Genomic DNA, 20,939 nt, shown 5'->3' with positions numbered 1-20,939 from the left:
TGATGCTCCGCGCGGCGTTCCGGTTTCGCCCCGGCCGGTTCTGTTACACAGCTGTCGTTCGATAACGCTCAGGTAACGCAGGGTGGTTCTGGCATGGGTATTGACTCGTCCTGCAAGGTTGACCGTTACCCCCGGCCAAAGGTTGCACACTCAGGTTCTTGTTCCTTGAACCAATGTCTTCTTAGCGTGAGGTGAACGTTCCGCGAACGCCAGGAAGTTGACCCCCATGCGACGAGACATACCGCCCCTCGACGAGGTGCGCCGCATCACACAGAAGAAGCGCGACGCGTGGTGGACCGTGATCCTGGTCGATCCGGTCGCCACGCCGCTCGTGCGGTGGACGGCGATGCGGACCAGAATCACGCCCAACCAGATCACCTGGGGCGCGTTCCTTCTCGGCCTCGTCTCCGCGGCGTTCTTCGCGATGGGTGACTGGCAGTGGCTCGTCGCCGGTGCCGTCGTCTACCACTTCAGCTTCATCCTCGACTGCATGGACGGGAAGGTCGCCCGGCTCACCGGCACCGGTTCGGTGTTCGGTGCGTGGCTCGACTTCGTCTTCGACCGCATCCGCGTGATGGCGTGTGCGGTGGCCCTGATGGGCGGGCAGTTCCACCGCACCGGGGACGCCTTCTACATCTGGGCCGCGGTCGCCGTGGTCGCCCTAGACACGCTGCGCTACATCAACGGGCTTGAGATCTTCAAGATCAGGCACACCATGCGCAAGCAGATCAAGGTCCGCATGAAGGCGGCCCGCCGGGCCGAGAACGAGGCCGAGCTGGCCTTCATGGAGGACCTCCTCCGGGAAAACCCCGAGGCCGACATCGAGCAGGACCTGCAGAAGACGCAGGCGGAGCAGGGTGTACCGGAGACCCCGGCGGCCGCGGACCTCGCGCCCAAGCGCCAGGTCATCGACCTGCACCAGGAGTTCCGGGGCAAGTTCCCCGCGTACCTGCGGGCGCGGTCCTTCCTGCTGCGGCACCGGATCCGTACGCACCTGGTGAGCGGGATCGAGTTCCAGATGGGCGTCTTCATGATCGGCCCGCTGTTCGACGTGGTGCTTCCGGCGACGATCGTCTCCGGCGCGCTCCTTCTCGTCTTCGAGCTGGCCATCATCTACAAGCTGCTGCTGTCGACGCGGGACTTCACGCGGACGATCGACTCCTTCGAGGAGCGGAAACTCATCGCCGCGGCGTAGGCGTGCACCTGGCCTTGCATGCCGTAAATCACCGGCTTCGCCGAGTTCGTCCTCAAACGCCGGACGGGCTGGAACCATCCAGCCCGTCCGGCGTTTGAGGACACACCTCGTCAGTCACGGCCGCGCTCGTCACGACGCCCGCCGTGGTCACCACCCCGTGGCTGATCGCGTCCTTCGTCGTACGACCCTGAAGCCGCGCCTCCCGGATCCGGGAGGTCGCCGAACGTCGCGGGCCGCACTTCATCCCGTAGGAGGTCGAGACTCTTCTCGGCCTTTTCCTGATCGGAGCCGCCCACCAGCGGTACGGAGAGGAAGGCGACGTTCTCGCGCTCGTGCACCTTCACCTCGACCGGCCCCTTGGACGCCCCCGAACTCACCGCCCGCTCACGGAAGTCGGCGATCGCCGCCCGCACCGGGGCCGCGTCGATGTCGTCCGCCTTCACCACGACCTCGGCGGGTTCCGAGCCGCCCGGGAACGCCTCGTTCACCCGCTCTACGTCGCCACGATCGGCAGCGAGTCGCCGAACTCCTGGTCCAGCGTCAGCTGTTGGGTCTTCATGCCGAGCGCGGGCAGCGCGATCGCCGCGAGGACGCCCGCCGAGATCGCCACCGAGACGACCGGACGCCTCAGGACCTTGCCGACGACCGCGCGCCACAGCCTGCTCTCGCTGGGCACGCCGCCCGCCCGCTCCTTGCGCCGCAGGAACGGCACGCGGCCCTTCTCCACCCGCTCGCCCAGGAGCGAGAGCAGCGCCGGCCCGAGCGGCTGTCCCCCGTACTCGCATGCTCTGATTCCCCATGGCTCGAAACTAGGGCGGGGCCGGGAAGCGCTCGTCGTGCCGGCCGGTGAACCCGGCGGGCGCGCTCTCCTCCCTCGGGACCGGGAGCCCTCCTCGTCAAGAAGGAGTCCGGGCAGCACAAGCCCCTTACATCTATGACGACTTGAGGGGTTTGGGCAGCGTGATGTCCGATCTGCCGACGGGGGCCCGTTTTGTTATTACAGAACCTTGTTGAACAAGTCACAGGTGTATGTAGGTATTGATCTGCGCGCGTCAATCAGACATGGTTTCGTCCCAACGCCCGGAGATCTTCCGGATCTCAAGGGTCGTTGCAGTGAAGTTTTGAAAACCCCCACATCCCCCCACATCACCACGAGGAGATCCCTCTTCATGGCAACACACAAGCGTGCACGCTCGGTGAAGCTCGTCTCGGCCATAGCCGCGACCGCCACCGCTGTCGGCGTCACCGTCTTCGCCACCTCGTTCGCCGGCGCGGCAACCCCCGCCGAGGGCAAGGTCTACGGAGCCGACGCCAAGGGCGCCGTCTCCGGCAGCTACATCGTCATGCTCGACGAGAAGGCCGACAAGGGCGCCAAGTCCGACCTGGCCAAGGAGTACGGCGGCGAGCTGAAGCGGAACTACTCGTCCGCGATCAACGGCTTCTCGGCCAAGAGCCTGAGCGAGACCGAGGCCAAGCGCCTGGCCGCCGACCCGGCCGTCGGCAAGGTCGTCCAGTCCAAGAAGTTCACCATCGACGCCACCCAGGACAACCCGCCGTCGTGGGGCCTGGACCGCGTCGACCAGGCGGACACCGCCGGTGACAAGAAGTTCACCTACCCGGACGCCGCCGGTGAGGGCGCCACGGCGTACGTCATCGACACCGGTGTCCGCGTCAGCCACAAGGACTTCGGCGGTCGCGCCACGTCCGGCTTCGACGCCGTCGACAACGACGACAACGCGGACGACGGCAACGGCCACGGCACGCACGTCGCCGGCACCATCGCCGGTGAGGCGCACGGCGTCGCCAAGAAGGCGAAGATCGTCGCGGTCCGCGTCCTGGACGACCAGGGCTCCGGCACCACCGAGCAGGTCGTCGCGGGCATCGACTGGGTCACCAAGAACCACGAGGGCCCCTCGGTCGCCAACATGAGCCTGGGCGGCGGCGCCGACGAGGCGCTCGACGCGGCGGTCCAGAAGGCGATCGCCTCCGGCGTCACCTTCGCGGTCGCGGCCGGCAACGAGTCGTCGGACGCCGGTCAGGGCTCCCCGTCCCGCGTGAAGGAGGCCATCACGGTCGCCTCCTCCACCAAGGACGACGAGCAGTCGGACTTCTCCAACTTCGGCTCGGTCGTGGACATCTACGCTCCCGGCTCGGACATCACGTCCGCCTGGAACACCGGTGACGACGCCACCAACACCATCTCCGGTACGTCGATGGCCACCCCGCACGTCGTGGGCGCCGCCGCCATCTACGTCGCCGCCCACCCCGACGCCAAGCCGGACGCCGTCGCCAAGGCGCTGACCGACGGTGCGACCCCCGACAAGATCTCGAACCCGAGCGAGGGCACGCCCAACAAGCTGCTCAAGGTCGTCGAGTAACAACCGACGGGTAACGCCCACTGGACCGGCGGCCGTCGCGCCCACCCCCACGGGGCGCGACGGCCGTCCTATGGTGTGCGGATGACGGTCAAGGCATACGCGGCGCTGCTCCGCGGCATCAACGTGGGCGGCAGCAGAAAAGTGCCGATGGCTCAGCTGCGCACCCTGCTCTCCGGTCTCGGGTTCGGCGACGTACGCACCCATCTGCAGAGCGGCAACGCGGTCTTCACCTGTGAAGCCGCCGACGAGGACGACCTGGCCGCGCGCGTGAGCGAGGCCATCGAGCGGCATTTCGGCTTCACGGTGGACGTCCTGGTGCGCGACGGCGCCTATCTGAAGGCGGTCGCCGACGCCTGCCCCTTCCCCGCGGCATCGCTCGAAGGCAAGCAGCTGCACGTCACGTACTTCTCCGAGCCCATCGACGCGTCCCGGCTCGACGCGATCGACGCGGCGGCCTTCCTGCCCGAGGAGTTCCGGCTCGGCGACCGCGCGCTCTACCTCTACGCGCCGGACGGCCTCGGCGGCTCCAAACTGGGCGAGGCCCTTTCGCGTCCCGCCCTGTTCAGGGGTGTCGTCGCCACGTCCCGCAACTGGAACACCGTCTCCAAACTGGTGGAGCTGACAAAGGAGTCGGACCGTGGCTGAGCGCACGCCCGCCGTCGATGCGGCCATCGAGGCCGAACTGCGCCTGCTCGCCCCCGAGGTCCGGTCGTCGCCCGAGCTGCTCGAGGGGCTGCTGCACCCGGAGTTCACCGAGTTCGGCGTCTCCGGCACCCACTGGGACCGCGCGTCCATCATCAAGGCCCTGACCGAGAGCACGAGCCGGACCGGGCGCCCGATCATGACCTCCCGGATGCGGGGCGTCCAGCTCGCCGACGACCTCGTGCACCTCACCTTCGACACGGACAGCAACGGCCGTCTGGCGCACCGTAGTTCGCTGTGGCGGCTGTACGCGGACGAGTGGCTGCTCTGGTTCCACCAGGGGACGCCGTTCAGCGCGGACGGCCCGCCAGAGGCCTGATCGTCCCGCCGTGATGTGCGAGGCCGCCGTGATGTGCGAGGCTCGGATCCATGCGCTACATCATCATCGGGGCAGGGGCGATCGGCGGCACCGTGGGTGGACGCCTCGCCGAGAGCGGACACGACGTGGTCCTCGTCGCGCGAGGTGCGCACTACGAGGCGGTGCGGGAGGGCGGCCTTCGGGTCAAGACACCCGACGGGACGGCGACCCACCGACTGCCCGTCGTCCAAGGGCCCGCCGAACTCGGCGAGTTGCGGGCGGACGACGTGCTGTTCCTCGCCGTGAAGACACAGGACTGCCGGGCCGCGCTCGACGCCTGGAGCGGGCGCCCCGTCGCGGGCGGCGGCACGGCGGGCGAGGTGCTCCCGCTGATCTGCGCGCAGAACGGCGTGGAGAGCGAGCGCATCGCGCTGCGCCGCTTCCGGCGGGTGTACGGGATGTGCGTCTGGCTGCCCGCGACCCACGTCGAGCCGGGCCACGTCTCCGCGGCGGGTGCCCCCTACACCGGCATCCTGCACATCGGCCGCTACCCGCGGGGCACGGACGACACAGCCCGCCTCGTCTCCGCCGACCTGGAGAAGTCCAGGCTGCTCTCGCCCGTCGTGGCGGACGTGATGCGCTGGAAGTACGGGAAGCTGCTCGCCAACCTGGCCAACTCCATCGAGGCCGTCACGGGCGTGCTCGCCGACCCCGAGGCCATCGCGCTCTACCGGCAGGCCCGAGCGGAGGGCGAGGCCGTGCTAGCCGCCGCCGGGATCGCGGCGGCGAGCGAGCGGGAGCAGAAGGAGACACGGGGCGACCACATCCGCTTCGAGCCCTTCGACGGTTCGGAACGCGGCGGCGGCTCGTCCTGGCAGAGCCTGAGCCGGGGCACCGGCTCCATCGAGGCGGACTACCTCAACGGCGAGATCGCGTTGCTCGGCCGCCTGCACGGGGTGCCGACACCGGTGAACGATGCCCTGCAGGGCGTGGCGAACGCGTTCGCACGGGAGCGGCGCGACGCGGGCTCGATGTCGGTGACCGAACTGCTCGGCCTTGTGGCGCGAGCGGGCGAGAGGGCCTCGGGGGCGGCCGTCAGCTGAGCACCGAGGTCATCAGGAGCGTGGTGCGGCCGTTGTCCTCCGCGACCGCGCGGCCCTGCGTGAAACCGAGGCGCTTGAGGACCGTGAGGGACGCGGTGTTCTCCGCGTCCACCGTCGCGTGCACCTCGGACAGGGCCAAGGTCTCATGGCCGTACGAGGTGAGCAGGCGGGCCAGTTCCGTGCCCAGGCCCATGCCCCAGCTGCCCCGGAAGAGGCCGTAGACGATCTCGTGGCCGTCCAGCCAGCTCTCCGGCGACGGCTTTATCTCCGCGTGGCCTATGTAGCGCCCCTCGTGCCTGACCGCCCAGACCGGGAACTGGTTCTCCGCGTACACGAGGCCGAAGATCCGGCGGAACAGCGCATGGGTCTGCTCCACGCTCTGCATCCCGTCCCCGAACCAGCGCCCCACGGCCTCGTCCTGGAGGAGCGAGACGAACTGTTCCTCGTCGGCGGCGACGTAGGGGGACAGGTGCAGACGCTCGGAGCGGAGTACGGGGGTCATCGGCGTGACGGTAGGGGCAGGAGCCGTACTTCGGCAACCCGCTTGACTAACTCGTGGGCCGCGGAAGCCCGATCGGGTTGGGGAAGGGGATGATGGCCGCCGCAAGGACATGCCGCACCGGACGCTCGAGGGCCACCAGGAGCGTGTCCGCGTCCCGCGCGGCGAGCGGGCGAAGGAGGCGCGCCGACAGGCGGTCCGTGGCGTCCTCGATCGACTCCCGCTCCGTGCGACCGCGCTCCGTGATGTGCCCTTCCCCGTCCACGAGGCCGCGCCCGCGCAGCCGGTCCACCGCGTGCGCCCAGTCCTGTTCGGACCATCCCCGGTCGTGCCGGATGGTGTCCGGGTCCACGCGGCCCGTCGCGGCGGCGAGCACCAGCGCCTCGCAGGCGTCCAGGCCGTGGTCGGCGAGCGCGGCGACATGCGCATCGCCCCTGAACTCGCGCACACAGGTGACCAGTTGCCACAGCCGCTCAACCGGGTCGGTCCGCTCGCTCACGTCACGGTTGGCCGTGAACAGCGGGCGGGCCAGCGACGGGGCGTCCCCGACCATCGCCGCGAGGGGCGGGCACAGGGCGCTGGCCTGGTCGTCGATGCCCGGGATCAGCGCGCGCAGGGCTCGCGCCGTGTAGCCGGCGCGCTCCTCCACGATCCGGCCCGGCGACACGTACTGCCAGGCGGCGGGGAGCGCCTGCGCCACCATCCCGGGGGCGAAGACACCGAGCGCTGCTGTCGCGGGGCCCGACTCGACCGGGCCCATGGGTGCCGTACGGGCGGCGAAATAGCCCATCCAGAAGCCCTTGAGGCCCAGCGCCCTGCCCAGATCGCGGCAGCGCTCCTCGAAGTAGACCACTGCGTGCAGGGGCTCGGTCCGCAGCCACAGCGTGCGGGATCTGGTGAGGGTCATGAACCCACAAGCTAGGCCAGCACGGGAACCCGCGCCACCCGCCCGACCGCACCGGACTCGGCGCGCGCCTCGTCGTAGCGCCGCAGCAGCAGCCGTGCCAACCCGGCGGACGCGCCGAGTACTTGGGCCGTGACGTCCGCTTCGGCGGCGCCCCGCGCGATGCGGTCCGGCAGGAAACCGGGCGCGATGACGTACGGCGCCACCGCCACCCTGCGCACCCCCAGATCGCGCAGTTCCCGTACGGCATCCTCCGTACGGGGCAGAGATGCGGAGGCGAACGCAGGCCGCACGGCGCACCAACCGGTGTGCCGCCACTCCCGCGCGATTTCAGCGATCACTGCGATCGCCTCCGGGTCCGATGACCCCGCCGAGGCCAGCACGACCCCGGTCGAGGACTTGTCGGCGGGGGTGAGCCCCGCCTCGTACAGCCGCTGGTCCAGAGCGGTCAGGAGCAGGGGCGACGGGCCGAGCACCGGCGCCTGGCGGATGCGGAGGCGGGGCGGCGCCTGGCCCAGGACCGCCGGGATGTCCGACTTCGCGTGGAACGCCCGGGTGAGGAGCAGGGGGAGGGCGATCACGTCGCGTATCCCCTCGGCGTCCAGGGACTCGAGGACCTCGGGGACCGAGGGCGAGTTGAAGTCCAGGAACCCCGTCTCCACCCGCAGCCCCGGCCGCTGCTCCCGCACCCGCCGCACCAGGGCGCGCACCGTCGCGGCATGCCGCGGGTCGCGGCTGCCGTGGGCGACGACGAAGAGGACGGGACGGGGGTACATGGTGGGTCAGCTCCTCACGAGGAGTCCGCGGCTGCGCAGCACGCGCCGCTCAAGGGGGCTGAAGATCAGCAGGTCGATGGCGATGCCGACGATCAGGATGAGGAGGATCGCGAAGAACACCTGCGACATGCTGCTGTTCGTACGGCCCGCCTCCAGGAGCTGGCCGAGGCCCATGCCCAGATCCGGCGACTGCGCGATGATCTCCGCGGCCATCAGGGAACGCCAGGAGAATGCCCAGCCCTGCTTCAGGCCCGCCAGATAGCCGGGCAGCGCGGCGGGCATGACGATGTGCCAGGTGTGACGCAGCCCCGTCGCGCCCAGCGTGCGGCCGGCCCGCAGGAACAGCGGGGGCACCTGGTCGACGCCCGCGACCAGGCCGTTGGCGATCGAGGGCACCGCGCCGAGCAGGATCACCGCGAACATCATCTGGTCGTTGAGACCCAGCCAGATCACGGCGGGCGGCACCCATGCCACCGACGGCAGCGACTGCAGGCCCGAGAGGATGGGGCCGATCGCGGCCCTGATGAACCGCACCCGGGCCACGATCAGACCCAGCGGCGTACCGATGGCGAGCGCCATCAGGAAGCCGAGCAGCCCGCGCGACACGGACGTCCAGATGTACTCAAGGAGCGTGCCCTGCAGCCAGGCTTCCTCCACCTCGTCCCAGACGGCGGAGGGCGCCGGCAGCTTGTAGGAGTCGGTGACCTTCGCCCACACCAGGACCTGCCACACCACGAGCACCAGCACGATGGCGGTCACCGGCGGCAGGATCTTCTGGACGAAGGTCTGGCGGAAGGGGATGCGCCGGGTCTGGACCGCGTCCAGGGCGTCCAGGCCCGCCTCCAGACCTGCCAGGTCCTGGCTGCTGTCCCTCTCGGCCTTGTCGACCGGAGTGTCAGTGCTGGCCATGTCGGCGGATCTCCCCACGCAGTTGTTCGGTGATCTCGACGGACAGTTCCGCCACGGCGGAGTCCTCGATGCGGCGCGGGTGGGGGATGTCGACACGCCACTCGTGCGCCACCCGGCCCGGACGCGACGAGAGGAGCACGACGCGCTCGGCGAGGCGCACGGCCTCGCGCACGTTGTGCGTGACGAAGAGGACGGAGACGTTCGTCTCGCGCCAGATGCGGGTCAGCTCGTCGTGCAGGACGTCACGCGTGATCGCGTCGAGCGCGGCGAACGGCTCGTCCATCAGCAGGATCTTGGCGTCCTGCGCGAGCGCGCGGGCCAGCGCCACCCGCTGGCGCATGCCGCCGGACAGCTCGTGCACCCGCTTTCCGTACGCCCCTTGGAGCCGTACGAGACCCAGGAGTTCCTCGGCCCGTTCGCGCCGCTCGGCCTTCGCGACGCCGCGCAGCTTCAGGGCGAGCTCGATGTTCTTGCCCGCGGTCAGCCACGGGAACAGCGCGTGCTCCTGGAACATCAGGGCGGGGCGGCCGTCGGTGGCGATGTCGCCCGCGGACGGCTTGTCGAGCCCGGCCACCAGGTTGAGCAGCGTCGACTTGCCGCAGCCCGAGGCTCCCAGGAGGGTGACGAACTCACCCGGAGCGACATCGAGCGTGATGTCGTCCAGGACGAGCTGCTGCCCGGCGGGCGTGGAGAAGGACTTCGAGACGTGCTCGATCCGGGCTGCGTGCGGGGCGGCGATGATGTCCTCCGCCGCCTTGGCGAGGGTCGTGGTCGCCATGGTCGTCACCTCCTGGGAACTGGTCTGATTCCGGGGTTACTTGACGCCGAGACCGGCGTCGTCGACGGCGGGCCTGCCCTCGCCCTTGAGGACCTTGTTCAGCGGCTTCAGGTCGTAGATGCCCTTGAGGTTCGGCTGGTCCAGGAGGCCGGCCTTGACCGCGTGCTTCGCCTCGGAGTCGAGCGTGGCGGCCAGCGGGTCGTCCGTGGTCTGGATGGACTTCCACGCCGGGTCGATGACCTCGGCGGGCAGCTCCTTGCCGGACGCCTCCTTGAGGGCGGCGTTCGCGGACGCCTTTGCCTTGCCGGGGTTGTCCTTGATCCACTGGTTGGTCTTCACCGAACCGCGCAGGACGGCCTCGACGACCTTCGGGTGCTCCTTGAGGAACGACTGCGACACGATGATGTTCGTGATCACGAACTTCTTGTCCGGCCACAGGTCGGCCTCGTCGAGGATCGCCTTGCCGCCCTCGGCGACCAGCTTCGACGCGGTCGGCTCCGGCACCCAGGCACCGTCGATCGAGCCGGACCTGTAGGCGTCCGGGGTGATCTTGTTGTCGGTGCGGACCACCGAGACGTCGCCCTTGCCGCTCTCCGCGTCGACCTTCCAGCCCTTTTCCTTGATCCAGTTGAGGAAGGCCACGTCCTGGGTGTTGCCGAGCTGCGGCGTCGCGATCTTCTTGCCCTTGACGTCGTCCAGGGACTTGATCTTGTCCGGGTTGACCACGAGCTTCACGCCACCGGACGCCGAGCCGCCGATGATGCGCAGGTTCTCGCCCTGGGACTTGGTGTAGCCGTTGATCGCGGGCGACGGGCCGATCCAGCCGATGTCGATCGACTTCGAGTTCAGTGCCTCGATCTCCGATGGACCCGCGTTGAACTGCGTGTACTTCGCCTTCGTCGCGCCCAGTTCCTTCTGGAACAGGCCCTCCTGGTCGCCGACAAGGGCGGTGGCGTGCGTGAGGTTCGGGAAGTACCCGATCTTCACCTCGTCCAGGCCCTCGATCCTCTTCGCACCCGCGGCCACCTCGGCCTTGTCGTTCTTGTCCTCAGCGGCGGATCCGTAACCGCAGGAGGTCAGTACCACGGCGATCAGCGGCAGGGCGGCGACGGCGGCGAGGGCGGGGCGGCCGCCGGTCGTGCGTGGAGTGCGGAAGCTGGCAGGCACGGGAGGTGGTCCTCTCGTTGGCCCGGCGGTCACACCGTCAGGGCGTGGCCGGGAGATCGGCAGGTTTTCGTCTTCGCAGGTGGAACTCGCGGGGGGTGTGGGCGCGCATGCGGTGCGCGTACGTCATTACGCACATCGCCCGACTCCGCCCTGCCCGCTGCCGAGGGCGCCGCTGCCGACGCGGCCGCCCTCCTTCGCGAAGGTCGAGAAATAGTCGATCGAGGTCATGGTCAGAAGTCCCAACCCTCGTCGTCCGCCGCCTTCTTGGCCTCTTCGACCGTCTCGACGGTCTCGGCGAACGCGTCGCCCGCCATGCCCGCCGCGAGCGTCGTGCCGTCCGCCGGGTCGATCAGGAGGAACGAACCGGTGCGGCGCGAGGCGGCGTACGCGTCGACGGCGATCGGCTCCGCGGTGCGGATCACGACGCGGCCGATGTCGTTGGCCACCAGCTGCCCCGGCTCCGGGTGCTGGGAGAGGTCGTCCAGGGTGAGTCGCGAGGGGATGTCCTTGACGATCGCCTTGACCGTGCGGGTGGTGTGCTTGAGCAGCACCCGCTGGCCGACGGCAAGCGCGGTGTCCGCGACGTGGCAGACCGTCGCCGTGAGGTCCTGCGAGGTCCCCGGCTGGTCACCGCTCGGCACGATCAGGTCGCCGCGCGCGATGTCGATGTCGCTCTCCAGGAGCAGCGTCACGGACTGCGGCGTCCACGCCACGTCCACGGACTTGCCGAGGAGGTCGATCCCGGCGATCTTCGACGTCTTGCCCGAGGGCAGCACGGTCACGGACTCGCCGACCCGGAAGGTGCCCGCCGCGATCTGTCCCGCGTAGCCGCGGTAGTCGGGGTGCTCGGCGGTCTGCGGGCGGATCACGTACTGGACGGGCAGACGCGCGTGGCAGGAGGTCAGGTCGTGGCTGACCGGGACCGTCTCCAGGTGTTCCAGGACGGTCGGGCCGCCGTACCAGTCCATGTTCGAGGACGGCTCGACGACATTGTCGCCGGCGAGCGCCGAGATGGGGATCGCGGTGATCTCCGGGACGCCCAACTCGCTGGCGTACGCGGTGAATTCCTCGGCGATCCTCGCGAAGACCGTCTCCTCGTAGTCGACGAGGTCCATCTTGTTCACGGCGAGCACCACGTGCGGGACGCGCAGGAGCGCGGCGACGGCGGCGTGGCGGCGGGTCTGCTCGATGACGCCGTTGCGGGCGTCGACCAGGACCACGGCGAGGTCGGCCGTCGAGGCGCCGGTGACCATGTTCCGGGTGTACTGCACGTGGCCCGGGGTGTCGGCGAGGATGAACCGGCGCTGGGCGGTGGCGAAGTAGCGGTAGGCGACATCGATGGTGATGCCCTGCTCGCGCTCGGCCCGCAGACCGTCGGTGAGCAGCGCCAGGTCGGGCGCCTCCTGGCCACGGCCGAGCGACACGCGCTCCACGGCCTCGAGCTGGTCGGTGAGGACCGACTTGGAGTCGTGCAGAAGGCGTCCCACGAGGGTGGACTTGCCGTCGTCGACGGAGCCCGCGGTGGCGAACCGCAGCAGGGTGGTGGCCGACAGCTGCTCCGTGGAGAGCGGCTGCGCCTTGTCGGGTTCGGTGGTGCTGGTCATGGTTAGAAGTACCCCTCGCGCTTGCGGTCTTCCATGGCGGCCTCGGAGAGCTTGTCGTCGGCCCTCGTCGCGCCGCGCTCGGTCAGCCGCGAAGCGGCGATCTCGGCGATGACGGCGTCCAGCGTGGTGGCGTCGGAGTCGACGGCGCCGGTGCAGGACATGTCGCCGACGGTGCGGTAGCGGACGAGCCGCTTCTCGACCGTCTCGTCGTCCTTCGGCCCGCCCCACTCACCGGCGGTCAGCCACATGCCGGAGCGCGCGAACACGTCACGCTCGTGCGCGAAGTAGATCTGCGGCAGTGCGATGCCTTCGCGGGCGATGTACTGCCACACGTCCAGCTCGGTCCAGTTGGACAGCGGGAACACGCGGACGTGCTCTCCGGGCGCATGGCGGCCGTTGTAGAGCTGCCACAGCTCGGGGCGCTGGCGGCGCGGGTCCCACTGCGAGAACTCGTCCCGCAGGGAGAAGACGCGCTCCTTGGCGCGGGCCTTCTCCTCGTCCCGTCGTCCGCCGCCGAAGACCGCGTCGAACTTCTCGCTCTGGATCTTTTCGGTCAGCGGCACGGTCTGGAGCGGGTTGCGCGTCCCGTCCGGGCGCTCGCGCAGCTTGCCCGCGTCGATGTACTCCTGCACGGAGGCGACATGCAGCCGCAGGCCGTGCTCGGCGACCACGCGGTCGCGGTACTCCAGGACCTCGGGGAAGTTGTGCCCGGTGTCCACGTGCAGCAGCGAGAAGGGGATCGCCGCCGGGGCGAACGCCTTCAGCGCCAGGTGCAGCATGAGGATCGAGTCCTTGCCGCCGGAGAAGAGGATCACCGGCCGCTCGAACTCACCCGCCACCTCGCGGAAGATGTGCACTGCCTCGGACTCGAGGGCGTCCAGGTGGGACAGCGCGTACGGGCTGTCCGTCCCCTCGGTCACGGTGGCCACGGTGGTCGTCATGCCAGACCCCTTTCGATGAGCAGCGCGCGCAAGGCCGCCGCGGACTCCTGCACGGTCTGGTCCTGGGACTCGATGCGCAGATCGGGTGACTCGGGTGCCTCGTACGGGTCGTCGACCCCCGTGAGCCCGGAGATCTCGCCGGCCGCCTGCTTGGCGTACAGACCCTTCACGTCGCGTACGGAGCAGACCTCCACCGGCGTGGCCACATGGACCTCCAGGTAGGGCGTGCCGGCCGTCTGGTGGCGCCCCCGCACCGCCTCACGGCTGTCGGCGAAGGGTGCGATCACCGGCACCAGGACCTTTACGCCGTTGCGCGCGAGCAGTTCGGCGACGAAGCCGATGCGCTGCACGTTCGTGTGCCGGTCCTCGCGGCTGAAGCCGAGGCCCGCCGAGAGGAACTCGCGGATCTCGTCGCCGTCGAGCACCTCGACGCGGTGGCCGTCCTCGCCGAGCTTGCCCGCGAGTTCGTGGGCGATGGTGGTCTTGCCCGCGCTGGGCAGACCCGTGAGCCAGATGGTGGCTCCGGTGGTCACGTGCTTCTCCGATACGTGTCGAGGCTCTGTCACGCTCTGCGGCTCTGTCATCAATGGATCCCGCACTCGGTCTTGGCGTTGCCCGACCAGCGTCCGGCGCGCGCGTCCTCGCCCTCCAGAAGGCGGCGGGTGCAGGGGGCGCAGCCCACGGAGCCGTAGCCGTCCATGAGGAGGGGGTTGGTGAGGACGCCGTGCTCGGAGACGTAGGCGTCCACGTCGTCCTGCGTCCAGCGGGCGATCGGCGAGATCTTGACCTTGCGGCGCTTCTCGTCCCAGCCGACGACCGGGGTGTTCGCCCGGGTCGGCGACTCGTCGCGGCGCAGTCCCGTCGCCCACGCGGCGTACGAAGTCAGTCCCTCCTCAAGGGGCTTGACCTTCCGCATGGCGCAGCACAGGTCGGGGTTGCGGTCGTGCAGCTTGGCGCCGAACTCGGCGTCCTGCTCGGCGACGCTCTGCCGCGGCGTGAGCGTGATGACGTTGACGTCCATCACGGCGGCGACGGCGTCACGGGTGCCGATGGTCTCCGGGAAGTGGTAGCCGGTGTCGAGGAACACGACGTCGACGCCGGGGCGGGCGCGCGAGGCGAGGTGGGCGACGACGGCGTCCTCCATGGAGGAGGTCACGCAGAAGCGCTCACCGAAAGTGTCGACGGCCCACTGCAGGATCTCCAGGGCCGATGCGTCCTCCAGGTCGCGCCCCGCCTGCTCGGCGAGAGCCTTCAATTCCTCGTCGGTACGCTGTCCTTGAGCCTGAACGGCCGTCATATCTCTTCCCCTCCACCGCCGTTGCGCTGAACTCCCTGGGCGAGCAGCCCAAGGAACTTCAACTGGAAGGCCCGATTGCACGCGGCGCATTCCCACGCGCCGTGACCGGTCTCGTTGGGACGCAGGTCCTCGTCACCGCAGTAGGGGCAGTAGAAGGGCGCGGCACGTTCACTCATGACAGCGCCTCCTCGCTGGCGCGGGCGACCCAGGTGGCGAAGCGCTCGTCGTCCGCGCGCTCCTCCTCGAAGCGCTTGAGGACGCGCTCCACGTAGTCGGGCAGCTCGGCCGAAGTGACCTTCAGGCCACGGACCTTGCGGCCGAACCCGGCCTCCAGGCCGAGCGCGCCGCCCAGGTGCACCTGGAAGCCCTCGACCTGATTGCCGTCGCCGTCCAGGACCAACTGCCCCTTCAGGCCGATGTCGGCGACCTGGATGCGGGCGCAGGCGTTCGGGCAGCCGTTGATGTTGATGGTGATCGGCTGGTCGAACTCCGGGATGCGGCGCTCCAGTTCGTCGATCAGCGAGGCGCCGCGCGCCTTGGTCTCGACAATGGCCAGCTTGCAGAACTCGATGCCGGTGCAGGCCATGGTGCCGCGCCGGAAGGGGGAGGGATTGACCCGCAGGTCGAGGGCTTCGAGCCCGGCGACGAGGGACTCGACCTGAGCCTCCGCCACGTCGAGCACGATCATCTTCTGCTCGGCGGTGGTGCGAAGGCGGCCCGAGCCGTGGGCCGCGGCGACGTCGGCAATCTTCGTGAGCGTCGCGCCGTCCACGCGGCCCACGCGGGGGGCGAAGCCGACGTAGAAGAGGCCGTCGTTCTGCTTGTGCACGCCCAAGTGGTCGCGCCAGGCGCCGGACGGCTGCTCGGGCGCGGGCCCGTCGACGAGCTTCCGCTCGAGATACTCGTCCTCCAGGATCTGCCGGAACTTCTCCGGCCCCCAGTCGGCGACGAGGAACTTCAGGCGGGCGCGGTTGCGCAGGCGCCGGTAGCCGTAGTCACGGAAGATGCCGATGACACCGCCGTACACGTCCGGCACCTCGTCGAGCGGCACCCAGGCGCCGAGCCGCACGCCCAGCTTCGGGTTGGTGGAGAGGCCGCCGCCGACCCAGAGGTCGAAGCCGGGGCCGTGCTCGGGGTGGTTGACGCCGACGAAGGCGACGTCGTTGATCTCGTGCGCGACATCGAGCTGAGGGGAACCCGAGATCGCCGTCTTGAACTTGCGCGGCAGGTTCGAGAACTCCGGGTTGCCGATGAAGCGGCGCTGGATCTCGTCGATGGCGGGGGAGCCGTCGATGATCTCGTTCTCGGCGACACCGGCGACGGGCGAGCCGAGGATGACGCGGGGCGTGTCACCGCAGGCCTCGGTCGTGGAGAGCCCCACGGCTTCGAGCCGCTCCCAGATCGCGGGGACGTCCTCGATGCGGATCCAGTGGTACTGGACGTTCTGCCGGTCGGTGAGATCGGCGGTGCCGCGCGCGAACTCCTGCGAGATCTCGCCGATGACGCGCAGCTGCTCGGTGGTGAGCCGCCCGCCGTCGATGCGCACGCGCAGCATGAAGTATTCGTCGTCGAGTTCTTCGGGCTCCAGGATGGCGGTCTTGCCGCCGTCGATCCCCTGCCGGCGCTGGGTGTAGAGCCCCCACCAGCGCATACGTCCACGAAGATCGTTCGGGTCGATGGAGTCGAACCCACGCTTGGAGTAGATCGTCTCAATGCGTGTCCGCACATTGAGACCGTCGTCGTCCTTCTTGAACTGTTCGTTGCCATTGAGCGGCGTGAAGTGGCCTACGGCCCACTGGCCCTCACCACGGTGACGGCTCGCTTTGCGCCGGGGCGCGGCAGTCGTGGGTTTTTCAGGGGTGGCAGCCATGGCTAATACGTCCTTCAAGGCGGGCTGAGGGCGGCTCTGACCTGCACACTTCGCGCTAGGGGCGCGGCGGTGCGCAAGGGGATGGTCAAGCAGGGGGAGTCGTCGGCGCTGGTGCTGTCAGCTCGCCGGACACATGGCGCTGGACATGCGGCAGAGATCGACGTGACGTCGACTCACCAAGGCAATTCCAGTGCGATCCATGACGGAAGCGTGTCACGGGACTTTCGGCCCAGTCCACCATTATCCAAAATGTGGACTGAGTGGTCTCGCTATACGAGACGGTGTGGTGTCGGTCACTTGCTTCGGGCCCCGAAGGGGCGCGGGGAACCGCGCGACCAGCCACGACGGACCCGCGGCCGAAGAAGGCAGCCCCCGCGCGGAACGCTAGGCCCCCTGCCAGGGCCCCGGGGTCGGAACGTCCGGCTCCTGCTCGACCTTCGTGTCGAACAGCTTGAAGCCCCGCCGCAGGTAATTGTCCATCGCGTGCTCGCCGTCCTTGGAGCAGGTGTGCAGCCAGACCCGCTTGGTCGGGGTGAGCTCGGGCCACCGCTCGGCGAGGTCCCAGGCCCGCCGCACCCCGTACGAGAGCAGATGCCCGCCGATCCGCCGCCCCCGGAAGGCGGGGATGAGCCCGAAGTACACGACCTCGACGACACCGCCCTCCTGCGCCGCCAGCTCCACATACCCGGCGGGCGTCCCCTTGTCGTACGCGACCCAGGTCTCGACGCCCGGCTTCCCCAGCTCCTCCTGCCACTGCGCGTAAGAGAGGGACAACCGGTCCGTCCAGCGGATGTCGCCGCCGACGGAGGCATAGAGGAAGCGGCTGAACTCGGGGGAGGGGATCTCGGCCCGGACGATCCGTACGTCGTCGCCCTCAGGGGCGGCGGCGGGCAGTAGATCGGTGGGAGCGGTCTGCTCCAGGGACCAGGTGGTGACGGTGAGGCTCATGCAGGTCAGAGAACCATGGGGCGGGGGCGACGGCCAAGGCGGGGCCGCGCCGATGCGGAGCGGGGTCACTCGTGCCGTGGCCCGCCTGCTCAAGGGGTGTGAGGTTCCGGTCCGCCACCCTTGCCTGGCGCGGCTCCGCTTCGCCCGACCGTGCGCGCAGGAAGATCGTGTCCGAAGGGAACGGGCCCGTCACGTCGAGGCCCGCGGCGCGGAGGTCGGCCACGGCCGGGGCGATGATGTCCAGCTCGTGGCGGCCGAAGCGGCCGTCCTCGCCCAGGCCGCCGCCGCGCTGGAGGGCGTACGGAATCCGGAGGACGTACTCATCGCGTACGAACCCGTCCGGGCGATCGCGGCAGCGGCGTAGCGCGACTCAACGCTCCGGTCTGCTCCGGGCCTCGCGCACCGCGGGCGCCGTCGAGTGCGGCAGCAGGTTGGCCGGGTGCTCGGGCAGGATCACCTCCACGTCCACGTCCTCGGGGAAGCGGTAGGGGCGGTGGGCCAGGAGCCCGCCCAAGTAGCGCCGGACCCGGGAGAGTTCCGCGCGCACCGTCACCGTGCGTGCCGGGTCGCCGAACATGTCCTCGGCGAGGCCCGACGCGCTGCGCCCCTTGGGATGCGTGCTCAGGAGGTAGAGCAACTCCGCGTGGCGCGGGCTCAGTTCATGCGTCCAGCCGCCCGTGCCGCCGCCCTCGACGGTGACCGACCAGCGGCGCGGCGCGCTCACGTCCAGGACGACGCGGGTCGCGGCCAGCGGCTTCGGGTCATCCTCGACGCGCAGCAGCCAGCCGCCGGGCAGCGGCTCCACGGCACACGTCCCGAGCGAGGAGAGCCAGATGTGGCCCGCGGAAAGGGACTTGGGCAGGGATATCCGGTCCGTCGGCGGCATGCCCGTGACCGCCGCCGTCCACCCGTGGGAGTCCACCGCGACGGCGCGCCCCGCGAGGCGGGCGAGAACGGGCGCCGCCACCGAGCGCAGCCGGTCGAGCGCCCGCAGATGGTTCTCCCGAAGCCGGGCCTCCGCGAGCTTGGCCACCGAGTCGACCAGGGCGAGCGTCGCCGGATGCATCGTGCTCAGCGGTCCGCTGATGTCGACCACGCCGAGGAGGCGGCCGTCACGCGGGTCGGTGATGGGGGCGCCCGTGCACGTCCACGCGTGATGCGTCTCCACGAAGTGCTCGGCGGAGAACACCTGCACCGGGCGGCGCACGACGAGCGGTGTGCCTATGCCGTTCGTGCCGACGGTGCTCTCGGCCCAGTCCGCGCCCAGTTCGAAGCCGAGTGAGTCCGCCTTGCGCAGCACCGAGGATTCGCCCTCGCGCCACAGGACCCGGCCCTCCGCGTCACAGACGACCATGATGTGGTGCGCCGCGTCCGCCACCGAGACGAGCGCGTCCCGCAGCACCGGCATGATCTCCATCAGCGGCGACGCGCGGCGGCGCTCCTCCAGCTCCTCGATGCTGAGCAGCCTGGAGCGGAAGTCGCGGTCCGGATCGACCCCGTCGAGCAGCATGCGCCCCCACGACTCCTCGATCACCGGGCGTGGCAGCATGCGCGGCTGCTCTCCGGCGAGTGCCGCCTGACGGACACTTGCGAGCAGTCGCGCGGCCTGCGTGCAGTCCATGGTGGAGATCCTCGCGAGGTTGATCGTCGAAGTCGCGTTCATCACTGGGTCCTTCCGGAGCAGAGCCAGTGCGTCGTGGCATCTACCCATCGTGCCCCCTCGCCGCCTGCGAGGGTATTAGTTCAGTGATAAACGGATGACTTGCAACGGTCTGCAACTCTCGCGAACAGCCGTGCGCCGGTCGAAGATGAGGCCAACGCCGCTCGCGCGGCGTTCACGCTCCTCAACGGGGCTTGAAAGCGGGGGTGGTGCCGTGTCGGCGCAGCATCACCCCCGCGACTTCATCCGGTCGCGCAGGCGCTCAGTCGCCGCCGGGAGCGGCCCGCTCCACCACGGCGGCCAGATCCAGGCTGTGCGGCAGCGTCCCGAACGCCGAGCCCCAGTCACCGCCGAGCCGTGACGCACAGAACGCGTCGGCCACCTCCGGGGGCGCGTACCGCACGAGCAGCGAACCCTGGAGCACCAGCGCCATCCGCTCCACGAGCCGGCGGGCCCGCGCCTCGATGCCGTCCAGATCGGCCAGTTCGGTGAGCATCCCCTTGATCGCGCCGTCCAGACGGTGATCGGCGCCGCGTGCGAGGCCGACCTCCTGGAGGAAGGCGTTCAGCGCCTGCGGCTCCCGCTGCAACGCACGCAGCACGTCAAGCGCCTGTACGTTCCCCGAGCCCTCCCAGATCGAGTTGAGCGGCGACTCGCGCAGCAGCCGGGGCATCCCCGACTCCTCGACGTAGCCGTTGCCGCCGAGCACCTCCGAGGCCTCCACCACGAGCGGCGTGCAGCGCTTCGTCACCCAGTACTTCGCGGCCGGCACCGCGATCCGCAGGAACGCCCGCTCCTGCTCGCTCCCGTCGTCGTACGCCGCCGCGAGCCGCAGCGCCAGCGTCGTGGCCGCCTCCGACTCCAGGGCAAGGTCCGCCAGTACGTTGCGCATGAGCGGCTTGTCGACGAGCTTGCCGCCGAACGCCTCGCGGTACGTGGCGTGGTGCACGGCCTGCGCGACGGCCTGCCGCATGATCGCCGCCGAGCCCACCACACAGTCCAGCCGCGTGGCCGCCACCATCTCGATGATGGTGCGCACCCCGCGCCCTTCGTCGCCGACCCGGCGCGCCCACGTCCCGTCGAACTCGACCTCGCTGGACGCGTTCGACCTATTGCCCAGTTTGTCCTTCAGGCGCTGAATGGCGAAGGCGTTCCGCGTTCCATCGTCGAGCACCCGGGGCACGAGAAAGCAGGTGAGTCCCGCGTCGGTCTGCCCGAGCACGAGAAAGGCATCGGACATGGGTGCGGAACAGAACCATTTGTGCCCCGTGAGTTCATAGGTCCCGTCTTCCGCGAGGGCCCGCGCACGCGTCGTATTCGCGCGCACATCACTTCCGCCCTGTTTCTCCGTCATGGCCATCCCGAAGAGAGCTCCCGCCTTCTGGGGCGCGGGCCGCAGACCTTCGTCGTAGACGAGAGAAGTGAGCCGGGGCTCCCATTCGGCGGCGAGCGCGGGATCGGTCCGCAGCGCGGGCACCGCCGCGTGGGTCATCGACAGCGGGCAGCCGTGCCCCGCCTCGACCTGCGTCCACACCAGGAACCCGGCCGCGCGCCGCAGATGACCGCCGGGCCGCGACCAGGCGGTGGTCAGACCGGACGACACCGCCTTGCCGAGCAGCCGGTGCCACGCGGGATGGAAGGCGACTTCGTCGACGCGATTCCCATAGCGGTCATGGGTGTGCAGAACGGGCGGATTCTCATTGGCGAGGAACCCCCATTCCCGCGCCTGCGCCGACCCGGCGGTGCGCCCGAGTTGGGAGAGTTGCTCGCGAGCGGTACTGAGAAGGGCGGGATCGAGATGCCGTTCGACTGCCTCTGTGAGAGCCCGGTCGGACGAAAAGACGTCGTATCCCACCAGGGGCGGAGCCTGGTTGGTCACTGTGTGGGTGCTGGCTGCCATGCCGCTACGG

Annotated in this window: 22 protein-coding genes and 1 pseudogene; 5 read left to right on the top strand and 18 right to left on the bottom strand. The window is 69.7% G+C overall.

Annotated features, from left to right (window positions below; all coding sequences use genetic code 11):
* The first annotated feature begins 226 nt into the window (after window positions 1-226).
* Window positions 227-1,195 carry a CDP-alcohol phosphatidyltransferase family protein gene (locus AC5P1C_RS01150; protein ID WP_493863723.1) on the top strand — a complete coding sequence of 323 codons (969 nt, stop codon included), beginning with the start codon at window positions 227-229 and terminating at the stop codon, window positions 1,193-1,195.
* A 164-nt stretch (window positions 1,196-1,359) separates the two neighbouring features.
* On the opposite strand, the pseudogene AC5P1C_RS01145 reads toward AC5P1C_RS01150, so the two are convergent.
* A pseudogene (locus AC5P1C_RS01145) lies at window positions 1,360-1,952 on the bottom strand (hypothetical protein); the annotation flags it as partial.
* 412 nt (window positions 1,953-2,364) lie between these two features.
* Here AC5P1C_RS01145 and AC5P1C_RS01140 point away from each other — a divergent pair.
* The 4 genes from AC5P1C_RS01140 (at window position 2,365) to AC5P1C_RS01125 (ending at window position 5,676) form a co-directional block, all read left to right on the top strand.
* On the top strand, window positions 2,365-3,573 hold the full coding sequence (locus tag AC5P1C_RS01140; protein ID WP_493863722.1) for a S8 family peptidase: 1,209 nt from the start codon (window positions 2,365-2,367) through the stop codon (window positions 3,571-3,573).
* 81 nt (window positions 3,574-3,654) lie between these two features.
* Window positions 3,655-4,218 carry a DUF1697 domain-containing protein gene (locus tag AC5P1C_RS01135; RefSeq protein WP_493863721.1) on the top strand — a complete coding sequence of 188 codons (564 nt, stop codon included), beginning with the start codon at window positions 3,655-3,657 and terminating at the stop codon, window positions 4,216-4,218.
* Window positions 4,211-4,594, top strand: coding sequence for a nuclear transport factor 2 family protein (locus AC5P1C_RS01130; RefSeq protein ID WP_493863720.1), 384 nt, complete (start codon window positions 4,211-4,213; stop codon window positions 4,592-4,594). Before AC5P1C_RS01135 ends, AC5P1C_RS01130 begins: the two co-directional genes overlap by 8 nt.
* Window positions 4,595-4,644: 50 nt before the next feature.
* Window positions 4,645-5,676, top strand: a complete 1,032-nt coding sequence (locus tag AC5P1C_RS01125; protein ID WP_493863719.1) for a ketopantoate reductase family protein — start codon at window positions 4,645-4,647, stop codon at window positions 5,674-5,676.
* On the opposite strand, the gene AC5P1C_RS01120 is transcribed toward AC5P1C_RS01125, so the two are convergent.
* The 17 genes from AC5P1C_RS01120 to AC5P1C_RS01040 form a co-directional block, all read right to left on the bottom strand.
* Window positions 5,669-6,178, bottom strand: a complete 510-nt coding sequence (locus AC5P1C_RS01120) for a GNAT family N-acetyltransferase (RefSeq protein WP_493863718.1) — start codon at window positions 6,176-6,178, stop codon at window positions 5,669-5,671. The genes AC5P1C_RS01125 and AC5P1C_RS01120 overlap by 8 nt on opposite strands.
* A gap of 46 nt (window positions 6,179-6,224) precedes the next feature.
* Window positions 6,225-7,082 (bottom strand): SCO6745 family protein, encoded by an 858-nt coding sequence (locus AC5P1C_RS01115; protein ID WP_493863717.1) that lies wholly within the window; start codon window positions 7,080-7,082, stop codon window positions 6,225-6,227.
* A gap of 11 nt (window positions 7,083-7,093) precedes the next feature.
* Entirely contained in the window at window positions 7,094-7,855 is a 762-nt protein-coding gene (locus AC5P1C_RS01110; protein ID WP_493863716.1) for a sirohydrochlorin chelatase, read from the bottom strand.
* A gap of 6 nt (window positions 7,856-7,861) precedes the next feature.
* The gene (locus AC5P1C_RS01105) at window positions 7,862-8,764 is read right to left on the bottom strand and encodes an ABC transporter permease (protein ID WP_493863715.1); all 903 of its coding nucleotides are present in this window, start codon (window positions 8,762-8,764) and stop codon (window positions 7,862-7,864) included.
* Window positions 8,751-9,542, bottom strand: coding sequence for an ABC transporter ATP-binding protein (locus AC5P1C_RS01100; RefSeq protein ID WP_493863714.1), 792 nt, complete (start codon window positions 9,540-9,542; stop codon window positions 8,751-8,753). The genes AC5P1C_RS01105 and AC5P1C_RS01100 overlap by 14 nt, the downstream gene beginning before the upstream one ends.
* 36 nt (window positions 9,543-9,578) lie before the next feature.
* Window positions 9,579-10,709 (bottom strand): ABC transporter substrate-binding protein, encoded by a 1,131-nt coding sequence (locus tag AC5P1C_RS01095; RefSeq protein ID WP_493863713.1) that lies wholly within the window; start codon window positions 10,707-10,709, stop codon window positions 9,579-9,581.
* A 230-nt stretch (window positions 10,710-10,939) separates the two neighbouring features.
* Window positions 10,940-12,313, bottom strand: coding sequence for a sulfate adenylyltransferase subunit 1 (locus AC5P1C_RS01090; protein WP_493863712.1), 1,374 nt, complete (start codon window positions 12,311-12,313; stop codon window positions 10,940-10,942).
* A 2-nt stretch (window positions 12,314-12,315) separates the two neighbouring features.
* Window positions 12,316-13,254, bottom strand: a complete 939-nt coding sequence (gene cysD, locus AC5P1C_RS01085; RefSeq protein WP_493863711.1) for a sulfate adenylyltransferase subunit CysD — start codon at window positions 13,252-13,254, stop codon at window positions 12,316-12,318.
* A complete protein-coding gene (gene cysC, locus AC5P1C_RS01080) occupies window positions 13,251-13,838 on the bottom strand; it encodes an adenylyl-sulfate kinase (protein WP_493863710.1) in 588 nt (195 codons plus the stop codon). Before cysC ends, cysD begins: the two co-directional genes overlap by 4 nt.
* Complete coding sequence (locus tag AC5P1C_RS01075; protein WP_493863709.1) at window positions 13,838-14,551, bottom strand: phosphoadenylyl-sulfate reductase; 714 nt, start codon at window positions 14,549-14,551, stop codon at window positions 13,838-13,840. Before AC5P1C_RS01075 ends, cysC begins: the two co-directional genes overlap by 1 nt.
* A complete protein-coding gene (locus AC5P1C_RS01070) occupies window positions 14,548-14,727 on the bottom strand; it encodes a hypothetical protein (RefSeq protein WP_493863708.1) in 180 nt (59 codons plus the stop codon). Before AC5P1C_RS01070 ends, AC5P1C_RS01075 begins: the two co-directional genes overlap by 4 nt.
* Window positions 14,724-16,421 (bottom strand): nitrite/sulfite reductase, encoded by a 1,698-nt coding sequence (locus AC5P1C_RS01065; protein ID WP_493863707.1) that lies wholly within the window; start codon window positions 16,419-16,421, stop codon window positions 14,724-14,726. Before AC5P1C_RS01065 ends, AC5P1C_RS01070 begins: the two co-directional genes overlap by 4 nt.
* 117 nt (window positions 16,422-16,538) lie before the next feature.
* Window positions 16,539-16,622, bottom strand: coding sequence for a putative leader peptide (locus tag AC5P1C_RS01060; protein WP_323178717.1), 84 nt, complete (start codon window positions 16,620-16,622; stop codon window positions 16,539-16,541).
* Between the two features lie 183 nt (window positions 16,623-16,805).
* Window positions 16,806-17,369, bottom strand: coding sequence for a GNAT family N-acetyltransferase (locus AC5P1C_RS01055; protein WP_493863706.1), 564 nt, complete (start codon window positions 17,367-17,369; stop codon window positions 16,806-16,808).
* Window positions 17,296-17,592, bottom strand: a complete 297-nt coding sequence (locus AC5P1C_RS01050; protein WP_493863705.1) for a hypothetical protein — start codon at window positions 17,590-17,592, stop codon at window positions 17,296-17,298. Before AC5P1C_RS01050 ends, AC5P1C_RS01055 begins: the two co-directional genes overlap by 74 nt.
* A gap of 147 nt (window positions 17,593-17,739) precedes the next feature.
* Window positions 17,740-19,032: a GAF domain-containing protein gene (locus AC5P1C_RS01045; protein ID WP_493863704.1), complete on the bottom strand. Its 1,293-nt coding sequence runs from the start codon at window positions 19,030-19,032 to the stop codon at window positions 17,740-17,742.
* Between the two features lie 259 nt (window positions 19,033-19,291).
* On the bottom strand, window positions 19,292-20,929 hold the full coding sequence (locus AC5P1C_RS01040) for an acyl-CoA dehydrogenase family protein (RefSeq protein WP_493863703.1): 1,638 nt from the start codon (window positions 20,927-20,929) through the stop codon (window positions 19,292-19,294).
* Between the last annotated feature and the right edge of the window lie 10 nt (window positions 20,930-20,939).

Source organism: Streptomyces sp. A18, from assembly GCF_059026065.1.
The sequence above is the reverse complement of the archived record's forward strand: the minus strand, read 5'-3'. Positions and strand labels throughout refer to the sequence as shown.